We start from the raw sequence: 19,519 nt of genomic DNA on the forward strand, positions 1-19,519 counted from the left end.
CTGACACGAAGCTCGCCTGTTGCAGCCGATGGGTTGACCCACGCGGCTCGGCTGTCCATGTGAACAAAGCGATATTACGGCGCGTCGGCACCGGCCGGCCGCCCTTTCCGGGACGTGCACATGGAAGTGGTCATCGTCGAATCGCCTGCAAAAGCGAAGACGATCAATAAATATCTGGGCAGCAACTACACGGTGCTGGCCTCCTTCGGGCACGTTCGGGATCTCCCGGCGAAAGACGGCTCCGTGCGCCCGGACGAAGACTTCTCCATGGACTGGGAGGTCGACAAGCCTTCGCAGAAGCGCCTTACCGAGATCGCCCAGGCCGTGAAAAACGCCGACGCCTTGATTCTCGCGACCGACCCGGATCGCGAAGGAGAGGCGATTTCCTGGCATGTGCTCGAAGTTCTGCGCCAGAAGAAGGTTCTGAAGGACAAGCCCGTCAGCCGCGTCGTCTTCAACGCCATCACCAAGAAGGCGGTGCTCGACGCGATGGCCAATCCGCGCGAGATCGACGCGCCACTGGTGGACGCCTATCTGGCGCGCCGCGCGCTCGACTATCTCGTCGGCTTCAACCTGTCGCCCGTTCTCTGGCGCAAGTTGCCCGGCGCGCGCTCGGCGGGCCGCGTCCAGTCCGTGGCGCTACGTCTTGTCTGCGACCGTGAAAGTGAAATCGAGCGCTTCAACTCCGAGGAATATTGGCAGATCGCCGCCAAGCTCGCGACGCCGCGCGGTGATGATTTCGAGGCCCGCCTGACCGGCTTCGAGGGCGAGCGCCTCCAGCGCCTTTCGATCAACAACGAAGCGCGCGCCTTCGCTATTCGCGACATGCTGAACGGTGCCTCGTTCCGGGCGGTGAGCGTCGAGGCCAAGCCGACCAGGCGCAACCCTTCGCCCCCCTTTACCACGTCGAGCCTCCAGCAGGCGGCTTCGGCCAAGCTCGGCTTCGGCGCGTCCCGCACGATGCAGATCGCGCAGCGCCTGTACGAGGGCATGGACATCGGCGGCGAGACGGTCGGTCTCATCACCTATATGCGAACCGACGGCGTGCAGATGGCGCCTGAAGCCATCGATGCTGCCCGCTCTGCGATTGCGGAGACCTTCGGCGCGCGCTACGTGCCGGAGAAGCCGCGTGCTTATTCCACCAAGGCGAAGAACGCGCAGGAAGCTCACGAGGCGATCCGCCCCACCAGCTTCATGCGCCATCCCAAGGACATGGAGCGCTTTCTCGATCGTGATCAGGCAAGGCTCTATGACCTGATCTGGAAGCGCGCCATCGCCAGCCAGATGGCTTCCGCCGAGATCGAGCGCACGACGGCCGAGATCGTGGCCGAGAACGGTGGTCAGAAGGCGCAACTGCGCGCCACAGGCTCCGTCATCCGCTTCGAAGGCTTCATCGGCGCCTATCAGGATCATCGCGACGACTCGAAGGCCCCAGCCGAGCAGGAATCGGATGACGATGATTCCGCTCGCCTGCCGGAAATCACGGCGCAGGACCCGCTGAAGAAGCTCTCGATCGACCCGAGCCAGCACTTTACCGAACCCCCGCCGCGTTTCTCGGAGGCGTCGCTGATCAAGCGGATGGAAGAACTCGGGATCGGTCGCCCGTCGACCTATGCCGCAACGCTTCAGACGCTGCAGGACCGTCAATATATCGTGCAGGACAAGCGCAAGCTTCTGCCCGATTCCAAGGGGCGGCTCGTCACCGCCTTCCTGCACAATTTCTTCGAGAAATATGTCGAGTACGATTTTACGGCCGATCTCGAAGGCAAGCTCGACGGTATTTCCTCCGGCGAGTTGTCCTGGAAGGAGGTTCTGCGCGAGTTCTGGAAGGATTTCTCGGCCCAGATAGACGGGACCAAGGAACTCCGCGTCACCGATGTTCTCGATGCGCTGAACGAGGAACTCGCGCCGCTCGTCTTCCCGGATCGCGGCGACGGGACCGACCCACGCGCGTGCCCGCGCTGCGGCAACGGCAAGCTGAGCCTCAAGCTCGGCAAGTTCGGGGCTTTCGTCGGATGCTCGAATTATCCTGAGTGCGGCTTCACGCGTCAGCTCGGCTCCAATCTTTCGGCCGAGGCAGCAGAGGGCGATGGCGGGCTGAACGAGCCGAAGGATCTGGGCGTCGATCCCGATTCCGGCGAACCTGTCACGCTTCGCTCGGGGCGCTTCGGCCCCTATGTCCAGCGCGGCGACGGCAAGGAGGCCAAGCGCTCTTCGCTGCCCAAGGGCTGGCAGGTCGCCGATATCGATTTCGAAAAGGCCCGCCAGCTCCTCTCGCTCCCGCGTGAGGTCGGCTTGCATCCCGAATCCGGCAAACCGATCCTGGCCGGCCTTGGCCGTTACGGCCCCTTCCTCCAGCACGATGGCGCCTATGCCAATCTGGAAACCGTCGAGGACGTTCTGACGATCGGCCTCAACCGCGCCGTGACGGTGATCGCCGAAAAGAAGGAAAAGGGCGGACGCAGCCGCTCGACCCCGGCCGCCTTGGCGACGCTGGGCGAGCACCCCGATTTCGGGGGCACGATCACGGTGCGCGAGGGTCGCTTCGGTCCTTACGTGAATGTCGGCAAGGTGAACGCGACCCTGCCGAAGTCCAAGGACCCCGCGTCCGTCACGCTGGAGGAGGCGATTCAGCTTCTGAACGAGCGCGCCGAAAAGTCGGGCAAGGCGCCGAAAAAGGCCGCACCGAAGAAGGCGAGCACGAAGAAGGCCGCAGCCGCCGATGGCGAGGCCGCGGAGAAGCCCAAGCGCGCCACCACGCGCAAGTCCGCGCCCAAGACTGCAGATAAAGAGGCGGCGGCACCGAGAGCCGCTGCGCCCAAGACCGAACTGATCAAAGCCAAGAAGGCGACGTAAGGAGTTCCATGGCCAAGCGAGCGATCCCGACCACCGACGAGCGCTCGCTGAGCCGGGAAGCCGTTCTGCGTTTCATCGCGGACAATCCGCAACGGGCGACAAAACGCGATCTCGCCAAGGCCTTCGGGGTCAAGGGCGCGGCGCGGGTGACCTTGAAGGACATCATCGCCGATCTTCAGTCGGAAGGTCTCCTGGCGGGAACGCGCAAGCAGTTCACCCAGCCAGGTGCCCTCCCGTCCATGACGGTTCTGGAAATCCGAGACCGTGACGATGAAGGCGGTCTCTTGGCCGATCCCGTCGGATGGGACGAGAACGATCTCGGCCCGCGCCCTCGCTTCGCCATTCGTCAGAAGCGCGACCAAGCCGCCATTGCGGGCGTCGGGGATCGCGTCCTCGCGCAGCTCGACTTCGAGGCGCCGGACGGTCCGCTCGCTCATGTCATTCGGCTCTTGGAGCGAAAGACCGCTCGCGCGCTCGGCGTCTTCCGCGCGGCGCCGGGCGGCGGTGGCCGCGTCGAGCCCGTGGAGCGGCGCCAAAGCGAGTATCTGATCGGGGCTGGAGAAACGCGCGGCGCCAAGGACGGCGATCTGGTCGAGATCGAGCCCTCGTCGCGTGTCAAATCGGGCCTGCCGCTCGGCTCCGTTGCCGAGGTCATCGGCTCCCTCCATACGGAGAAGGCGATCTCTACCATCGCACTTCACGCGCATTCGATCCCGCACGTGTTTCCCAAATCCGTGCTGGCGGAAGCCGAAGCGGCCGGACCGGCCAGTATGCAGGATCGGGAGGATTGGCGCGCGCTGCCGCTCATCACCATCGATCCGCGGGACGCGAAGGATCACGACGACGCCGTTCATGCGGCTGATGATACCGACCCGTCCAATCCCGGCGGCTTCGTCGTGACCGTCGCGATCGCCGATGTCTCCTGGTATATCCGACCCGGCTCCAAGCTCGACGCCGAAGCCAAGCTGCGCGGCAACTCGGTCTACTTTCCAGACCGGGTGGTTCCGATGCTGCCGGAGCGAATCTCCAACGATCTCTGCTCGCTGCGCGACGGAGTGGATCGACCAGCCCTCGCCGTTCGCATGATCTTCGATCGCGACGGGCATAAGCGCGATCATCGCTTCCACCGCATCATGATGCGAAGTCATGCCAAGATCGCCTATCAGGATGCTCAAGGGGCGATCGATGGAGCGCCGGATCTCGTCGACCCCACCATCGTCGAGACTGCTCTTCGCCCACTCTGGTCAGCCTACGTGGCTTTGAAGCGGGCTCGAGACCAGCGTGGCCCGCTCGACCTCGACCTGCCGGAGCGCAAAATCCTTCTGAACCCGGCCGGGCGGGTTGATCGTGTCATTCTGCCGGAGCGGCTCGATGCGCATAAGCTCATCGAAGAGTTCATGATCCAGGCCAATGTCGCGGCTGCCGAAGTGCTGGAGCAACGCAAACAGGCGTTGATCTACCGCGTGCACGACTCGCCCTCCCTCGCCCGTCTGGAAACGCTTCGGGACTTCCTTCGGACGCTGGACCTGCCTTTGGCCAAGGCCGGCGCGCTGCGGCCCTCGCATTTCAACGGCATTCTCCATTCCGTGAAAGAGACCGAGCACGAGAGCCTCGTGAACGAGGTGATCCTCCGTTCACAAAGCCAAGCCGTGTACGCGCAGGACAATCTCGGGCATTTCGGGCTTAATCTTGCGCGCTACGCCCACTTCACCTCACCGATCCGACGCTACGCCGATCTGATCGTGCACCGGGCTCTGGTGAGAGCCTTGGGCCTCGGGGACGGCGGCCTGTCCAAGGAGGACGAAGAGCATCTGGAGGAAACGGCCGAAGCTATCAGCCAGGCCGAGCGCCGCGCCATGGCCGCCGAGCGCGACACGATCGACCGTCTGATCGCGCATCATCTGGCCGAGCGGCTGGGCGACCAGTTCACGGGCAAGATTCAGGGTGTCACGAAATCCGGGCTTTTCGTCCAGTTGCCGACCTTCGGTGCGGACGGCTTCATTCCAATCTCGACGCTCGGCACCGACTATTACCACTATGACGAAGTGGGACATGCCCTGATCGGGGAGCGCACCAAGCGCGGCTTCCGGCTGGGCGATACGGTCGAGGTCAAACTGATCGAGGCGATTCCCCTGGCAGGCTCCATGCGCTTCGAAATGCTGTCCGAAGCCCGAGACTTGCCGGCCACGACCGGCTCTTTCCATAAAGCCGCCCGGCGTTCGCATCGCTTGCACAGGCCCGGCCGCCAGCCCAAGGTCGCCGGCAAGGGCGGGAGGAAAAAGCGATGAACGTTTCGGACCATCCAGCGGACGATCCTCATCTCGCTGAGGCTGTCGCAGATCTGGGCGAGCCGCGGGACACGCTCCAAGCCATGGCGCGTGGCTTCCTAATGCGCTGCCCTCGCTGCGGACGCGGGCCGCTCTTCCACGGCTTCCTGAAAAGCGTGGACAAGTGTGAGGCCTGCGGCGAGGTGTTCCATCATCACCGCGCCGACGACCTGCCGCCGTATCTCACGATCTTCATCGTCGGCCACCTCGTGGTCGCCCTTTTCATGGGCGTGGAACAGGTGAGCGACCTGCCGCTCTGGGCGCATCTGGCGATCTGGATTCCCGTAACGATCGCTTTGTCGCTGGTGCTCCTGCGTCCGTTAAAAGGCGCGACGATCGGTCTGCAATGGGCCATGCGAATGCATGGTTTCGGAGGCCGATCCGAGGAAAGCGACGCCTGAAAGCTCGGCCCACGAGGCCTGCATCTTGACTTCGCCGCTCCCATGCGTAGTGTCCGCGACGATAAGGAAACGTGGTTTCACGCTTCCGTTCGGTTCTGTCCGCTTCGGCGGTATGGACCAGACACAATCTCTCATGTCCTGCATGCCCCGTGCGACGCCTGCCCGGCCCGCCGTCAGACGCAGGGCCACGATACGCCAGGATGGACGCACAATGGCCAAGGCTACAACGATCAAGATCAAGCTGCTCAGCACGGCTGACACGGGCTTCTTCTACGTCACGACGAAGAACAGCCGCACGATGACCGACAAGATGGTCAAGACGAAGTACGATCCGGTTGCTCGCAAGCATGTCGAGTTCCGCGAGACCAAGATCAAGTAAGATTTGTCTCATAGACTGACGATGCGCCGCTCCCTTTCGGGGCGGCGTTTTCGTTTGTGCCTTGCAGCACGACGACACACCGCATGATACACTTGCGTCGCAGTCGTTCGAATTAGGGGTTGGGGATGGGACGCGCGCGCGGATCGAAAGTGGTCGGCCGACTGCCGATCGCGGCACGAGGATACCGCATATGACCAGCTGCCGACCGACCGCCCCACGGGACCCAGGAGATGCGGCGGACCTGAGCATTCCATGGGGGAACCAGAGATCAGGCTTTCGCCTGTCTATTGATATCGACCTGCTTCGTAGACTTGCCGAGAATCGGCAGGGAATCAATCCAGAAGCTGAAAATTGATCCCGATCTATTCAGGAATGGTTAAAGCTAGACCATACTTGTAAGCGTCGACCGGACCACGCGATTGCGGCCTTCCCGCTTGGCTTGGTAAAGGGCCAGATCAGCCCGCTTGAGAAACTCGCGCGGCTCTTCCCCAGCCCACATGGCCAGCCCAAAACTTGCCGTCACGTGAAGCTCCTTGTCTCCCGCACCAAAGGGGCTCGCCGCAATGACCTCACGCAGACGGTCGGCGGCCTGCAACGCCTCATCCTCGCTAAGATCGGGCATGAGGAGGGCAAACTCCTCGCCCCCCATCCGCGCCGCCAAGTCGCTTCCGCGAGAATTGGCGAGGATGCGATGGGCGAACTGCCGCAGCACCTCGTCACCGGCATCGTGGCCGAACGCGTCATTGATGTGTTTGAAGTGGTCAATGTCGAGCATCATGACGCAGAGCGGCCGTCCGCTCTGGCGGGATTGATCGATCAACGGCCTGAGATGGGTGTCGAAGAAGCGCCTGTTGTGCAAGCCCGTCAAAGGGTCGGTGATCGCGAGTTCGAGCGTCGATTGAAGGCTGCGGCGCAGACCTTCATCATAGCGCCTTCGACGCACCTGCGTGCGGATACGGGCCAGAAGCTCGTTCTTGTCGAGCGGCGTCTGGCAGTAGTCATTGGCGCCGAGTTCCAGACCACGCCCCACCCGCGCCTCATCTTCCGGAGCGGCCAACAACAGAATGGGGATTTGCCGCGTCGCTTCCTGAGAGCGCAGCCGCGAACACAGGCGCAGAGGGTCGAACCCGGTCGAGCGCAGGTCGATGATAAAAAGATCCACCGTTTCTTTGGGCTGTACCGCCGCGTCCGGCTCGCTCATCGCGATCAAATTATGCTCGGTGCCGATCAGGCGGGCCAGCCGCTGCGACTGATCCGGCGCATCCAGGATGGCGTAGACCCGACCCTTGAGCCCCGAATCGAGAGGGGGAGCGGGCTGGAGCGCCGCCGTCAGCTTCGTGCTCGTCTCGGCGCGCATCCGCAGCTCGTCCGTCAACATCTTGAGACGGGTGAGGCTTCGGATTCGGGAGAACAGCGGCAGGCCACGCACCGGCTTGGTCAGGAAATCATCGGCGCCCGCTTCCAGCCCCCGGACACGGTCCTGCTGCTGGTCCAGCGCCGTCACGAGCACGACAGGCAGATGCATGGTGCGCGGATCGCTTTTAAGCCGCCGACAAACTTCGAAACCATCCATGCCCGGCATCATCACGTCGAGCAGAACGAGATCGATCATCTCGCGGCCGCATATATCCAGCGCCTCCTGCCCGGACGTCGCGAGGAGAACGTCGTAATATTCTTCCGCCAACTGCGCCTGCATCAGGCGCAAATTGACGGGCATATCATCGACGATCAGAATCCGGGCGGACATGCGTCAAGCATCGCCAAGGAAGGACTTGATGGTCTCGATGAATTTCAGAACCGAGATGGGCTTGGAGATATAAGCTTCGCAACCGCCCTTCCGAATGCGCTCTTCATCGCCCTTCATCGCGAAGGCCGTGACGGCAATAACGGGAATCGAGCGCAGTTCAGGATCGGCCTTCAAATCTCGCGTGACATCCAGCCCGGAGACCTCAGGCAGTTGGATATCCATCAGAATCAGATCTGGACGATGCTCGCGCGCCAGATCGACAGCCGTCAAACCCGAACGGGTTTGGACCGTGCGGTAACCGTGAGCCTCGATCAGATCGCGAAAGAGCTTCATATTCAGCTCGTTGTCTTCGACGATCATGACGGTCTTGGTCATACGAATACCCTCTTCCGAACGTGACTCGTCCGGTTTCCCGACCTTCAATAGGCAAAGCTAGGGTAATTTGATTTAACAATTCGGCAATTCGGTCCTTCGACCGCGAAAGGAATCAGTTATGATTAACAAGACCTACCGCAGCGGAAGCGACGATCTGGAACAGACGGCGGCCGGTCTCGCGATCGAAGCCCTGACATTCATCTCAACCGATCGACTTCTGTTCAATCGGTTTCTGCGCCTCACCGGGCTCGAACTCGAGAATCTTCGGCAAGCCGCGGGCGAGCCGGCGTTTCTCGCGGGCGTTCTGGATTTCGTTCTTTCGGACGAAAAACTCGTTACGGACCTCGCCGCCCATCTCGACATACCAGCCGTTCGGATCTCGGCCGCGCGCCGTGTCCTGGCGCTTCCCTACGCGGAGTCCTATTCCTGATGACAACGATCGGTCCTTCGATCAATGCGCTGCCCAAGCGCCATGACGCCTTGCTCGTCCTGGATGTCGATGAGGTCGTGCTGCATTTCATCGCGCCCTTCTGCGAACTCTTGGCCGAGCATGGCGCGCAACTGCATTTCGAAAGCTTTCGGCTGACCGGCAATGTCCGCTCGCTTTCGACGGGCGCGGCCGTCTCCGGTCATGAGCTCGATCGCATCACCGACCTTCTCTACACGGAGCAGGTCGAGCGGCAGCGGCCGGTGGAGGGTGTCGCCGAAGCGCTGAGTGAGCTTCGCGAAAGCGCCGACATTGTGTTCCTGACGGCGATGACGCCGCACTATTACGCGCAGCGCCGTACCCTCCTCGACCAGCATGGGCTGACCGATCCGATGATCGCCACCGAGCGATCCAAAGGTGGCCTTCTCGCCGAAATGCGCCAGCGCTGGAAGGGGCCGATCGTGTTTGTGGATGATCTCCCGCCCAACCTGGAGGGAGCCCGGCGCAGCGCCCCGGATATTCATCTCGTCCATCTTATGGCGAACCGTGAGTTCCGCGCTCACCTGCCATCGATGCCGAAGGGAACCGTGAGAGCCGACAACTGGTCAGAAGCCGCAGGGCTGATCCAGCAGCTTCTGGCAGGCTGAATTCTATCCGGCCGATCCAGTACCACGTTGGTCACGGTTCGGAACGGCGCTCACGCCTTACGCGAGCTCGACGTCGAGGACGCCGGGCGCCGCCTTGATCACACTCGCCATCTGCGGCGAAACGCGGAACTTGCCTGGCAAGGTGATCTCCACCTCGCGCTCGCCATCGTCACGCATCAGGATCAGCGAGATGTCGCTGTCTCCGCCTTGGCGCAATTGACTCTGAAACAGCGAAAACGGCTTGGCGTCGCGCATGAAGATGCGCAGCGCTTTTTGCATCTTCTCCGCCTCGGCTTCCAGCGACTGAACGCCGGACGCGCGCAGCGAGATGCCCTCCGGCCGATCTTCTGCCGAGACCGTGACGATCACCGAAGCGCCCGGCTCCAGCTTGTCGCGGAAGGTGATGAGCGTTTCTGTGAAGAGCACGATCTCATATTGCCCGGTCGGGTCGGAGAGTTGGACGATGCCGATCTTGCCGCCGGTGCGCGTCTTGCGCTCCTGCCTCGATGTCACCGTTCCGGCCAGGCGACCTGCCGTCTGCCCCTTGCGGACGCCAGCGACGACTTCCGCGTAGGTCTGGACCTTCAGGCGCTTCATGGCGTCCTTGTATTCGTCCAGCGGGTGAGCCGAGAGATAGAAGCCGATCGACTGGAACTCCCGCAGGAGCTTTTCAGCCGTGCTCCATCCCGACACCTCGTCCAGCCGCAGGGGTTCGGGTTCCCCACCACCGCCGAACATGTCGTGCTGGCCGGACGTGCGCCCCGCCTGCGCCAGCGCGGCATAGGCGGAGAGCTTTTCGAGATTGCCGCACAGGCGAGCACGGTCGATGCCGAAACAGTCCAGGGCGCCCGCCGCGATCAGATGTTCGAGCGTGCGCTTATTGACGATCTTGGGATCGATCCGCGCGCAGAAATCCTCGAGGCTTTTGAAGGTCCCGCCTTCCTCGCGCTTTTCGACGATGTGATCCACCGCCTGCTCGCCGACGCCCTTGATAGCCGCCAGCGCGTAGATGATCCTCCCGTCCCGCACCTCGAAAGGCCGGTGCGAAAGCTGCACCGAAGGCGGCACGACGGGAATGCCCAGACGCTTGGCGTCGAGTCGGAAGTCGTTGAGCTTGTCCGTATTGCCCATATCGAGCGTCATCGACGCGGCGAGGAACTCGACCGGGTAGTTCGCCTTCAGATAGGCCGTATGATAGGAGACCAGCGCATAGGCCGCCGCATGGCTCTTGTTGAAGCCATAGTCGGCGAACTTCGCCAGAAGATCGAAGATCGTATTGGCCTGCGCCTTGGGAATGCCGTTCTTCACGCAGCCATCCACGAAGCGCACGCGCTGAATATCCATTTCAGCGCGGATCTTCTTGCCCATGGCGCGGCGCAGCAGATCGGCCTCTCCCAGCGTATAGCCGGACAGAACCTGCGCGATCTGCATCACCTGTTCCTGGTAGATGATGACGCCCTGCGTTTCCCGAAGGATCGGTTCGATCTTCGGGTGGATGATCTCGACCTCTTCCTCCTTGTGCTTGCGGGCGTTGTAGACCGGGATATTCTCCATCGGGCCGGGGCGATAGAGCGCGACGAGGGCGACGATATCCTCGAACCGATCGGGTTTCATGCCGATCAGCGCCTTGCGCATACCGACCGATTCCACCTGGAACACGCCGACCGTCTCGCCGCGCGTCAGGAGTTCGTAGGTCGGCTTGTCCTCCAGAGGAACAGCGCCGAGATCGATCCTTTCACCGCGCCGGGCGATCAGGTCGACAGCGGTCTTCAGCGTCGTCAGCGTCTTCAGGCCGAGGAAGTCGAACTTCACGAGCCCGGCCTGCTCCACCCATTTCATGTTGAACTGGGTGACCGGCATATCGGATCTGGGATCTCGATACATTGGCACGAGCTTCGACAGGGGCCGGTCGCCGATCACGATACCGGCGGCGTGGGTCGAGGCGTGGCGGTAGAGACCTTCGAGTTTCAGCGCGATGCTGAGAAGGCGGTCCACCACCTCCTCCTTGCGCCGCTCTTCCTGAAGGCGCGGTTCGTCCTCCAGAGCCTGCGCGAGCGTCACCGGATTGGCCGGGTTTTGAGGCACGAGCTTGCAGAGCTTGTCCACGTGGCCGTAGCTCATCTCCAAAACACGCCCGACGTCGCGCAGCACGGCGCGCGCCTGCATGGAACCGAAGGTGATGATCTGGGCCACCTGCTCACGCCCATATTTTTGCTGGACGTAGCGGATGACCTCCTCGCGCCGATCCTGGCAGAAATCGATGTCGAAATCGGGCATCGAGACGCGGTCGGGATTGAGGAAGCGCTCGAACAGAAGCGCGAAACGGAGAGGATCGAGATCGGTGATGGTCAGCGAATAGGCGACGAGCGAACCCGCGCCCGAACCACGGCCGGGTCCGACCGGGATGCCCTGCGCCTTCGCCCATTTGATGAAGTCCGACACGATCAGGAAGTAGCCGGGGAACTTCATCCGCTCGATGACCGAGAGTTCGAACTCAAGCCGCTCGCGATAGGTCTCGACGGTCTGGCCCGGTGCGGGACCGTGCGCTGCCAATCGCGCCTCGAGCCCGGCTTCGGCTTGGGCGCGCAGCTCCGCCGCTTCGGCAAGCTCGGCCTCGCTCGCATCGGCATCGGCGCCAGCGAAACGGGGCAAGATGGGCTTGCGGGTGCGCACGCGATACGAACAGCGCCGCGCGATCTCGATCGTGTTCTCGATCGCCTCGGGCAGATCGGCGAAGAGCAACGCCATCTGCTCCTGTGATTTCAGGCAGTGATCCCGCGTCAGGCGCCGGCGATCCTCGTGGCTGACGAGCCGGTTCGAAGCGACGGCAATCAACGCGTCATGCGCATCGAAATCTTCATTGCAGAAGAAGAACGGCTCGTTGGTCGCGACAAGCGGGAGATTCAGTTCGTAGGCCAGCGCGCAGGTTTCGGGCTCCGTACGCCGGGCACGGCCCTCATGGCGCTGCAATTCGACATAGAGCCGATCGCCAAAGGCGGAGGCCAGCATTTCCAGACGAGCACGCGCCACGGCGCTTTGGCCCGACGCGATGGCGGCTCCGATCGGTCCGAGCGGACCACCGGTCAGCGCGATCACGCCTTCCGAATGCTCGGCCAACCATTCCGCCAGAACGTGCGGACGCGTGTTTCCATCATGTTCCAGGTAGGAGCGGGACACGAGCTCCACGACGTTCTCGTAGCCACGCTCCGTCGCCGCGATGAGAACGATCGACCCCGTCGATCCGAAGCCGGAGCGATCGCGCGGATTGCCCTCGACGTCGCGGAAATCGACCTCGATCTGACACCCGATGATCGGCTGGATGCCGGATTTCGCCGCTTTTTCCGAAAACTCAAGCGCCCCGAAAAGATTGCCTGTATCGGCAATCCCGATTGCCGGCGCTCCATCGCTCTTGGCGAATTTGACGATCTGGTCGACGCGCAGCGCGCCTTCGAGCAGAGAAAAGGCACTGTGTACCCGAAGATGAATGAAACGCAGGGGCGTCGCTGCGCACGCTTTCTCTTCGGCCATGACGATATTCCCGATTTCCGCAGGGACCTCGTTGAGAGACCCGTCAGGCCGAAGCTCGCAATCCGGATCGAGGATCGATTCGGTTCCGAAGTCCGCAGCCAGGAATTCGTCAGTGTTCCAATTCATGAGCCGAAGTCCAGACCCGATCCGGACTTGTTCACCATTCCCGCAAGCGTGGGATCAGATCAGATGAAGGATCAAGGCAAAGCTCGCGATGAAAGCGGCTACGGCCGTGAGCGAAGCGATTTCTCTGAGAACCAGCATGACAACCTCCGTTGATCTCTGTTCCCAATTTGTTCCATTCCCTTGCGATGCGCAAGAACAAAATAGGAACAGGCCGATTATGGTTGCTGAAATGACAAAGCCCCGCATTTAGGGCGGGGCTTTGAAGGCTTGCGGTTGGGATGGACGCTCTTCAGCCGTTCAAACGCCCGAGAAAGCGGTCCGCCGTCCGAAGGCTCAGCGCCATGATGGTCAGCGCCGGATTTGCTGCGAGCGCCGAGGGGAAGACCGAATTGTCGGCAATCCAAAGATTGGGCACATCGAAGCTGCGGCCGTAGGGATCGACCACGCTATCTCCCGCATCAACGCCCATCCGGCAGGTTCCGATCGTATGGGCGGTGCGATCGAGCACCCAGACGTCGCTCGCCCCAGCGGCTTCCCAGACCGATGTCATGAATCGGACGGCGTGGGCGCGGAGCGCCTTTTCATTCTCGCCGTACCCGAAGCGGATCAGCGGCTTGGGCATACCTCTTCCATCCAGCTCGTCCGATAGGGTCATCACGTTCTCGTCGCTCGGAAGGCATTCGCCATTGATGCCGATGCCGGCGACGTGGTTGTAGCGGTCGAGATAGTCGGTGAGCTTCTGCCCCCAGAGACCTCGCCCGCGAGCCACCTGGTCCGCCCATGTCTGGAGCACCACGCCCAGGCTTTGAACGAGATAGCCACCGGCGAAATCGGCGCCTTCCGGTCGCAGCATGTCTTCGGTGATCAACGAGGACGGGTAGCCCTTGTTCATCCGCATCTCGTGTGGGAACGTTCCCCAGACCTGCGTTGCGACATGCGCCGTGTAATTGCGCCCCACCTGACCGCTCGAATTGGCGATCCCCTGCCGCAGGAGAAGGCGCGGCGTCTCGATCGCCCCCGCGCACAGAAACACCTGCGCGCATTTTTGACGCATCATGGCGCCGGCCTGCCAATAGACGACCGCCGCGATCCGCCCTTGGCTGTCGAACTCGAAATGATCGGCGAAGCTCTCCGGCCGGATCTCCGCACCGCGCGCGACGGCAAGGGGAAGATAGGTGACGTCCATCGACGTCTTGGCACCATTGCGACAGCCCTGATGGCAATAGCCGCAGTTCACGCAAGGCTCACGCACGGGTGCATCCGGTTGCTCGAAACGACGTGACACGACTGCGACGGGACCATCGCTCGCCTTCGCCCCAACGGCCTCGCATCCTCTCGCCATAACCTGCGCAGGTGCGTTCCGCAGAACGGGCGGCAGCGCATAGCGACGGGACGAGTCCCACGGGTAAGATGCCGGACCCGACACGCCGACAAAGGACTCAACTTCCGCATAGTAGGGAGTGAGCTCGTGGAGTGACAAAGGCCAATCCCGGCCCTTCCCGGTTTCGCTCGCCAAGCGCAGATCGCGCGCGTCGGCGCGCGGCACGAAGGCGCCCCAATGCAGCATCGAGCCGCCGACACCGACACCGCTATTGTTGGCACCAAACGCTTCCGGCATTGAGCCACCGCTGACGCGCTCATCCATCCAATAGAGATCGGACGACATCGCCTCGTCCGCCGCGTATTCTCTGGGGTCTCGGTTCGATCCGGCTTCCAGCGCCACGACGCGCAGGCCCGCTGCGGCCAACCGCGCCAGAAGGGGCGATCCACCGGCACCCGTCCCGATGACCACAGCGTCCACAATCTCGTTCAGCCCATAACGTGCCATTCGGTCGAGCTTCATCGTGCGCGCTCCGATTGGTCGAACGATGAGACCCGCTCAGGCTCCCAAGCCTCGCGTTCGTCGAGGCCGACGTTCTCGAAGCCTTGGAACGCCGATCCGGTGCCGCCGCCATTCGCAAAGCCGGAATAGCCAATCCGCGCCATGATGGCGGGATGCGCGACATAATGACGAACCGCATCAGATCGGACTTCTTCGAACCAGAGCTTCATCTGCTCGGCATCGAAGCATCCTGCCGGCACCGGGGAGACGGCATTGCCCTGGCCGATCGTTTCCAGCAATTCGTCTCTCGCTGCTTCCGGCAGAAGATCGAACCCCTGCCCGGTCTTTGCCTCGGCCAAGGCGTTCAACGTGTCGAGGCCGGCGCGATAGGCGTCTGGATCGGTCGGAAGAGCTTCGTAGCGCCAGCCGTTTCCCTCTTGATCTGCCATCATCGCGTCGAGGCGCAGCGCGAGGTCGATGCCGTAGGCTTCCGCATCCGGAAGAATACGAGAAACCATCGCTCGCAAGGTGTCCAACTGTCGTTGGTCGAACGACCGAGGCGCTGTCGCAGAATCGTCGGGAAGAGCGCGCCGCGCCAGCTCGGCTTTCAGCGCATCGCTGACGCGATCAGGTGGGACGAGATCCGTACAAAGAGGGAAAGATCGAGACGAGGTCTTGATTGGGGACGCATGAGACAACGGCAGGTCCTATCGCAGCTGTAACGGTTCGAATGTGGCCGTCTAACTACGTGGATGCGAAAACGCTGCATCGGATCGCTCGGCAAGTTGCCGCATGATGCAGGAGCCGCCGCCCCTCGCTGGGCGACGATCCTGTTGTCTCAGAGACGATGATCCCGAATCTTCCCTTCGGACAGCGTCACGGCGCGGTCCATTCGACGAGCCAAATCGTGATTGTGTGTCGCGATCAGCGCTGCCACGCCGGACTGGCGTACCAGCGCGGTCATGGCGTCGAACACATAGTTCGACGTGGTCGGATCGAGATTACCGGTCGGCTCGTCCGCCAGAAGCACAAAGGGATTGTTGGCGACCGCTCGGGCGATCGCGACACGCTGCTGCTCGCCGCCCGAGAGTTCGGATGGGCGATGTTTGGTGCGATGGCCTAGCCGCATATAATCGAGCAGTTCCCGTGCCCGATCCGCCGCCAGATCCCGGCGAAGACCGCCGATCATCTGGGGCAGCATGACGTTCTCCAGGGCCGAGAATTCCGGCAGGAGATGGTGGAACTGATAGACGAACCCGATGGCGGAGCGCCGCATAGTCGTGCGCCCGGCGTCGTCGAGCGCGCCGCAGGATTGCCCGTTGACGACCACGTCCCCAGCGTCTGGCCGCTCCAGCAAGCCGGCAATGTGCAGAAGTGTGGACTTACCCGAGCCCGACGGTGCGACAAGCGCCACCATCTCGCCCGGCATGATCGCGAGGTCCGCCTGATCCAGGATCGTGAGACGAGCGTCCCCTTGCGCGAAATGGCGTTCGACGCGCTCCAGTCGTAGAGAAGCCTGATCCATCATTCGTAACGCAATGCCTCGACGGGATCGAGCTTCGATGCCTGCCACGAGGGGAAGATCGTCGCGAGAAAGGACAAACCGACCGCCATGAGCACGACGGTCGCGACCTCACGGGCGTCGATCTCCGCCGGCAGCCGGCTGAGGAAGTAGAATTCGGGATTGAACAAGGTCGTGCCCGAGACCCACGAAAAGAACTGACGGAGATTTTCGATATTCAGGCAGAAAACCGTACCCAGAACGAAGCCCGCCAGCGTTCCCGAAATCCCGATCGAGGCGCCCGTGATCAGGAACACGCGCATGATTGATCCACGCGTCGCCCCCATGGTTCGCATGATCGCGATGTCCCGGCCTTTGTCCTTCACCAGCATGAAGAGACCGGAGATGATGTTCAGCGCGGCGACCAGAACGATCAGGGTCAGGATGATGAACATGACATTGCGCTCGACCTCCAGAGCCGAAAAGAAGCTCTCGTTCTGACGCTGCCATGTGATGGTGTAATTCGGCCGTCCGGCCGCCTGCTCGATCTGCGCCTGCATGGCCGACACCTTGTCGGGGTCGTTCACGAAAATCTCGATCGACTGCGCTTGGTTTTCCGAATTGAAGAAGAGCTGCGCTTCGTTGAGCGGCATATAGACATAAGCGGCATCATACTCCGACAGACCAATCTCGAAGATCGCGACGATCGGATAGGCTTTGACGCGTGGCGTGACACCCAGCGGCGTCACGTCACCCTCAGGCGAAACGAGCGTGATGGAGTCGCCGAGGCGCAGCCCGAGCGAGTCCGCCAGACGGCTTCCGATCGCGACGCCTTGGCTGGTGTCGAAATTCTCGATTGTCCCGAGTTTGATATTCGACGCGATGGGCTTCAGCCGCAGAAGATCGGCGCCTCGAACGCCTTTCACCAGAGCGCCGGTGCTGGCATTGTTTGTGCCCGTTGCCAGAACCTGTCCTTGCACCAAGGGCATGGTGAAGGCGACGCCGGGCACAGCTGCGATGCGCTTGGCCACCTCGTCATAGTCGGTCAGCGGCTGATCCATGGGCTGCATGATGACATGCCCGTTGACGCCCAGAATGCGCGTCAGCAACTCCCCTCGAAATCCATTCATCACCGACATGACGATGATCAGCGCCGCCACGCCCAGCATGATGCCCACGAAGGAGAAGCCGGCGATAACGGAGACACCCGCGTCTCGCCGACGTGACCGGAGATACCGGCCCGCGATCATCCATTCGAAGCGCGAGAAAGGCTTGGTCTTCATGAAGGGCTCCGGAGCGATGCCGGCTGCGGGACCGACCGTCATCGGGTGCCGATGGTCAAGCCGAGAGACGACGCAGGACGTCGCCAACGGGCAGCGTCTCGCGCTCGCCACCGGCGCGCAGCTTCAATTCGACCTCGCCGGCTTTGGCACCGCGCGGCCCGACAATGATCTGCACTGGCAGGCCTATCAGGTCCATCGTTGCGAATTTCGCGCCCGCTCGCGTGTCCTGGTCGTCGTAAAGGACGTCCTGCCCCGCTGCCTGCAGCTCGGCATAAAGACGCTCGCAGACCGCATCGCATTCGGCGTCGCCCGGCTTCATATTGATGAGACCGACATCGAAGGGCGCAACGCCCTTCGGCCAGATGATACCGTTCTCGTCGTGAGACGCTTCGATGATGGCCGCGATCAACCGGCTCGGGCCGATACCGTAGGAACCCATGAAAACGGGCACGTCCTTCCCATCAGGCCCAGTGACATAGGCTTTCATCGGCTCGGAATATTTCGTACCGAAATGGAAGATGTGCCCGACTTCGATGCCTCGGGCTGCGACCCTCTCGCCCTCGGGAACCGCGTTCCAAGCGGCTTCGTCGTGCATCTCTTCAGTCGCCGCGTACGGCGTGGTCCAAGTGTTCACGATGTCGGCGAGAGCAGCGGCATCGGTGAAATCGACGCCTTCACCAGGCGCGGCCATATCGAGATAATCCCGATGGCAGAACACTTCGCTCTCGCCCGTTGAGGCCAGGATAATAAATTCGTGGCTGAGCTTGCCGCCGATCGGGCCTGTATCGGCGCGCATGGGGATGGCCTTCAAACCCATGCGCTCGAAGGTGCGCAGATAGGCTACGAACATCCGGTCATAGGCCGTCTTCGAGGACTCGTAATCGATGTCGAACGAATAAGCGTCCTTCATCAGAAATTCGCGTGAGCGCATGACGCCGAAGCGCGGACGCACCTCGTCGCGGAACTTCCACTGAATATGGTAGAGGTTGAGCGGCAGGTCCTTGTAGGAGCGGACATAGGAGCGGAAAATGTCGGTGATCATCTCTTCGTTCGTCGGACCGAACAAAAGCTCCCGCTCGTGGCGGTCCTCGATTCGCAGCATCTCCCTGCCGTAATCGTCGTACCGCCCGCTCTCGCGCCAGAGATCGGCCGACTGAATCGTCGGCATCAGCATCTCTATCGCGCCAGAGCGGTCCTGCTCTTCGCGAATGACACGTGAGACCTTGTCCAGAACACGCTTACCGAGCGGCAGCCAGGAATAAAGCCCGGCCGCCTGCTGGCGGATCATTCCGGCGCGCAGCATGAGGCGGTGCGAGACGATCTCCGCTTCCTTCGGGGTTTCCTTGAGGATCGGCAGAAAGTAGCGAGACAGACGCATGAGAACTCGAAGCTCGGCGAGAAAGGAGGCGGGATACCCTACCCCGGCTTCTTAACGGCTCGAACACCGAATGCAAAGCGAAGCTAGGACAGGCCGTCCATCAAACCGGATCGCATCGTATCCGGCGAGCACGAAGCTTGCTCGAGGCATGCCATGCTCAAGTCCTAGGCGCGATGAGAAAGAAATCGTCACATTTCTGCCATTCGCACTCGACAGCAGCGCGATTTTGAGTCTAAGTTCGGTCCATCAAAAAGCGTCGAACGACGCATACTTCCGCAGACCGCGTTTGGGAGGACGTGACCTTCGGCGCGCTAAAGCGCAGCCTCGGCCCAAGGGTCGATGCAAGGTCCAGGTTTGTGATCTAAAATGCGGGGCTTGGCCTCGCATTTTTTTTGCCTGCGCTTTCCCGCCAGGCAGCTTTGATTGCCCAGCCGTCAGAGCGCGCCTATGTCCCCGGCACGATATGGGGGATCATGTCGATGCTGTATCCCCAGACCTCCGTGACGAGGTAAAAGACTGCGAAGACCGCGAAGGCGAGAAGCGTCGTGCGGAGCGCCGCTTGCCCAACCTTGAACCGGCTCGGCGCGCTGTGGGCCGTGCCTAGAACGATATCGCCATCGTCGATTTGCGATCGCATGCCGATCGGCAGAACGATGAAGAGCACCGTCCACCAGATCACGAAATAGATCGCAACATAGGTGACGATGCTCATCTGATATCTT

At 62.0% G+C, this 19,519-nt stretch carries 15 protein-coding genes; 6 read left to right on the plus strand and 9 right to left on the minus strand.

Features of this window, described 5'->3' with window-relative positions; genetic code table 11:
• Positions 1-120 precede the first annotated feature (120 nt).
• The 4 genes from topA to rpmG all read left to right on the plus strand — a co-directional run bounded on the left by topA (position 121) and on the right by rpmG (position 5,963).
• The gene (topA, locus tag AUL36_RS10655; protein WP_062220363.1) at positions 121-2,856 is read left to right on the plus strand and encodes a type I DNA topoisomerase; all 2,736 of its coding nucleotides are present in this window, start codon (positions 121-123) and stop codon (positions 2,854-2,856) included.
• An 8-nt stretch (positions 2,857-2,864) separates the two neighbouring features.
• Entirely contained in the window at positions 2,865-5,144 is a 2,280-nt protein-coding gene (gene rnr / locus AUL36_RS10660) for a ribonuclease R (RefSeq protein WP_062220365.1), read from the plus strand.
• A complete protein-coding gene (locus AUL36_RS10665) occupies positions 5,141-5,584 on the plus strand; it encodes a DUF983 domain-containing protein (protein ID WP_058598286.1) in 444 nt (147 codons plus the stop codon). The genes rnr and AUL36_RS10665 overlap by 4 nt, the downstream gene beginning before the upstream one ends.
• Before the next feature lie 211 nt (positions 5,585-5,795).
• On the plus strand, positions 5,796-5,963 hold the full coding sequence (gene rpmG, locus AUL36_RS10670) for a 50S ribosomal protein L33 (protein WP_019995293.1): 168 nt from the start codon (positions 5,796-5,798) through the stop codon (positions 5,961-5,963).
• Between the two features lie 382 nt (positions 5,964-6,345).
• Here the strand turns inward: rpmG and AUL36_RS10675 are convergent, their stop codons facing one another.
• Together AUL36_RS10675 and AUL36_RS10680 are read right to left on the minus strand one after the other, a co-directional pair.
• Positions 6,346-7,710 carry a PleD family two-component system response regulator gene (locus AUL36_RS10675; protein ID WP_062220367.1) on the minus strand — a complete coding sequence of 455 codons (1,365 nt, stop codon included), beginning with the start codon at positions 7,708-7,710 and terminating at the stop codon, positions 6,346-6,348.
• 3 nt (positions 7,711-7,713) lie between these two features.
• The gene (locus tag AUL36_RS10680) at positions 7,714-8,085 is read right to left on the minus strand and encodes a response regulator (protein WP_058598284.1); all 372 of its coding nucleotides are present in this window, start codon (positions 8,083-8,085) and stop codon (positions 7,714-7,716) included.
• Positions 8,086-8,203: 118 nt separating this feature from the next.
• Between AUL36_RS10680 and AUL36_RS10685 the strand changes: the two genes are divergently transcribed.
• Positions 8,204-8,515, plus strand: coding sequence for a DUF3572 domain-containing protein (locus AUL36_RS10685; protein ID WP_058598283.1), 312 nt, complete (start codon positions 8,204-8,206; stop codon positions 8,513-8,515).
• Positions 8,515-9,159: a hypothetical protein gene (locus AUL36_RS10690; RefSeq protein WP_062220369.1), complete on the plus strand. Its 645-nt coding sequence runs from the start codon at positions 8,515-8,517 to the stop codon at positions 9,157-9,159. The genes AUL36_RS10685 and AUL36_RS10690 overlap by 1 nt, the downstream gene beginning before the upstream one ends.
• A gap of 57 nt (positions 9,160-9,216) precedes the next feature.
• Here AUL36_RS10690 and dnaE read toward each other — a convergent pair whose 3' ends face one another.
• The 7 genes from dnaE to AUL36_RS10725 all read right to left on the minus strand — a co-directional run bounded on the left by dnaE (position 9,217) and on the right by AUL36_RS10725 (position 19,509).
• Positions 9,217-12,687, minus strand: coding sequence for a DNA polymerase III subunit alpha (gene dnaE / locus AUL36_RS10695; protein WP_062220427.1), 3,471 nt, complete (start codon positions 12,685-12,687; stop codon positions 9,217-9,219).
• A 415-nt stretch (positions 12,688-13,102) separates the two neighbouring features.
• Complete coding sequence (locus tag AUL36_RS10700; RefSeq protein WP_062220371.1) at positions 13,103-14,656, minus strand: GMC family oxidoreductase; 1,554 nt, start codon at positions 14,654-14,656, stop codon at positions 13,103-13,105.
• Complete coding sequence (locus AUL36_RS10705) at positions 14,653-15,333, minus strand: gluconate 2-dehydrogenase subunit 3 family protein (protein ID WP_306302830.1); 681 nt, start codon at positions 15,331-15,333, stop codon at positions 14,653-14,655. Before AUL36_RS10705 ends, AUL36_RS10700 begins: the two co-directional genes overlap by 4 nt.
• Before the next feature lie 140 nt (positions 15,334-15,473).
• Positions 15,474-16,163 carry an ABC transporter ATP-binding protein gene (locus tag AUL36_RS10710; RefSeq protein ID WP_058598279.1) on the minus strand — a complete coding sequence of 230 codons (690 nt, stop codon included), beginning with the start codon at positions 16,161-16,163 and terminating at the stop codon, positions 15,474-15,476.
• Entirely contained in the window at positions 16,160-17,419 is a 1,260-nt protein-coding gene (locus tag AUL36_RS10715; RefSeq protein WP_244493520.1) for a lipoprotein-releasing ABC transporter permease subunit, read from the minus strand. Before AUL36_RS10715 ends, AUL36_RS10710 begins: the two co-directional genes overlap by 4 nt.
• 55 nt (positions 17,420-17,474) lie before the next feature.
• Complete coding sequence (gene proS / locus AUL36_RS10720) at positions 17,475-18,797, minus strand: proline--tRNA ligase (RefSeq protein WP_062220375.1); 1,323 nt, start codon at positions 18,795-18,797, stop codon at positions 17,475-17,477.
• A gap of 445 nt (positions 18,798-19,242) precedes the next feature.
• Positions 19,243-19,509: a DUF1467 family protein gene (locus tag AUL36_RS10725; RefSeq protein WP_058598276.1), complete on the minus strand. Its 267-nt coding sequence runs from the start codon at positions 19,507-19,509 to the stop codon at positions 19,243-19,245.
• Between the last annotated feature and the right edge of the window lie 10 nt (positions 19,510-19,519).

This window comes from Aureimonas sp. D3 (genome assembly GCF_001463805.1).
GTDB classification, from domain to species: Bacteria; Pseudomonadota; Alphaproteobacteria; order Rhizobiales; family Rhizobiaceae; genus Aureimonas; species Aureimonas ureilytica_A.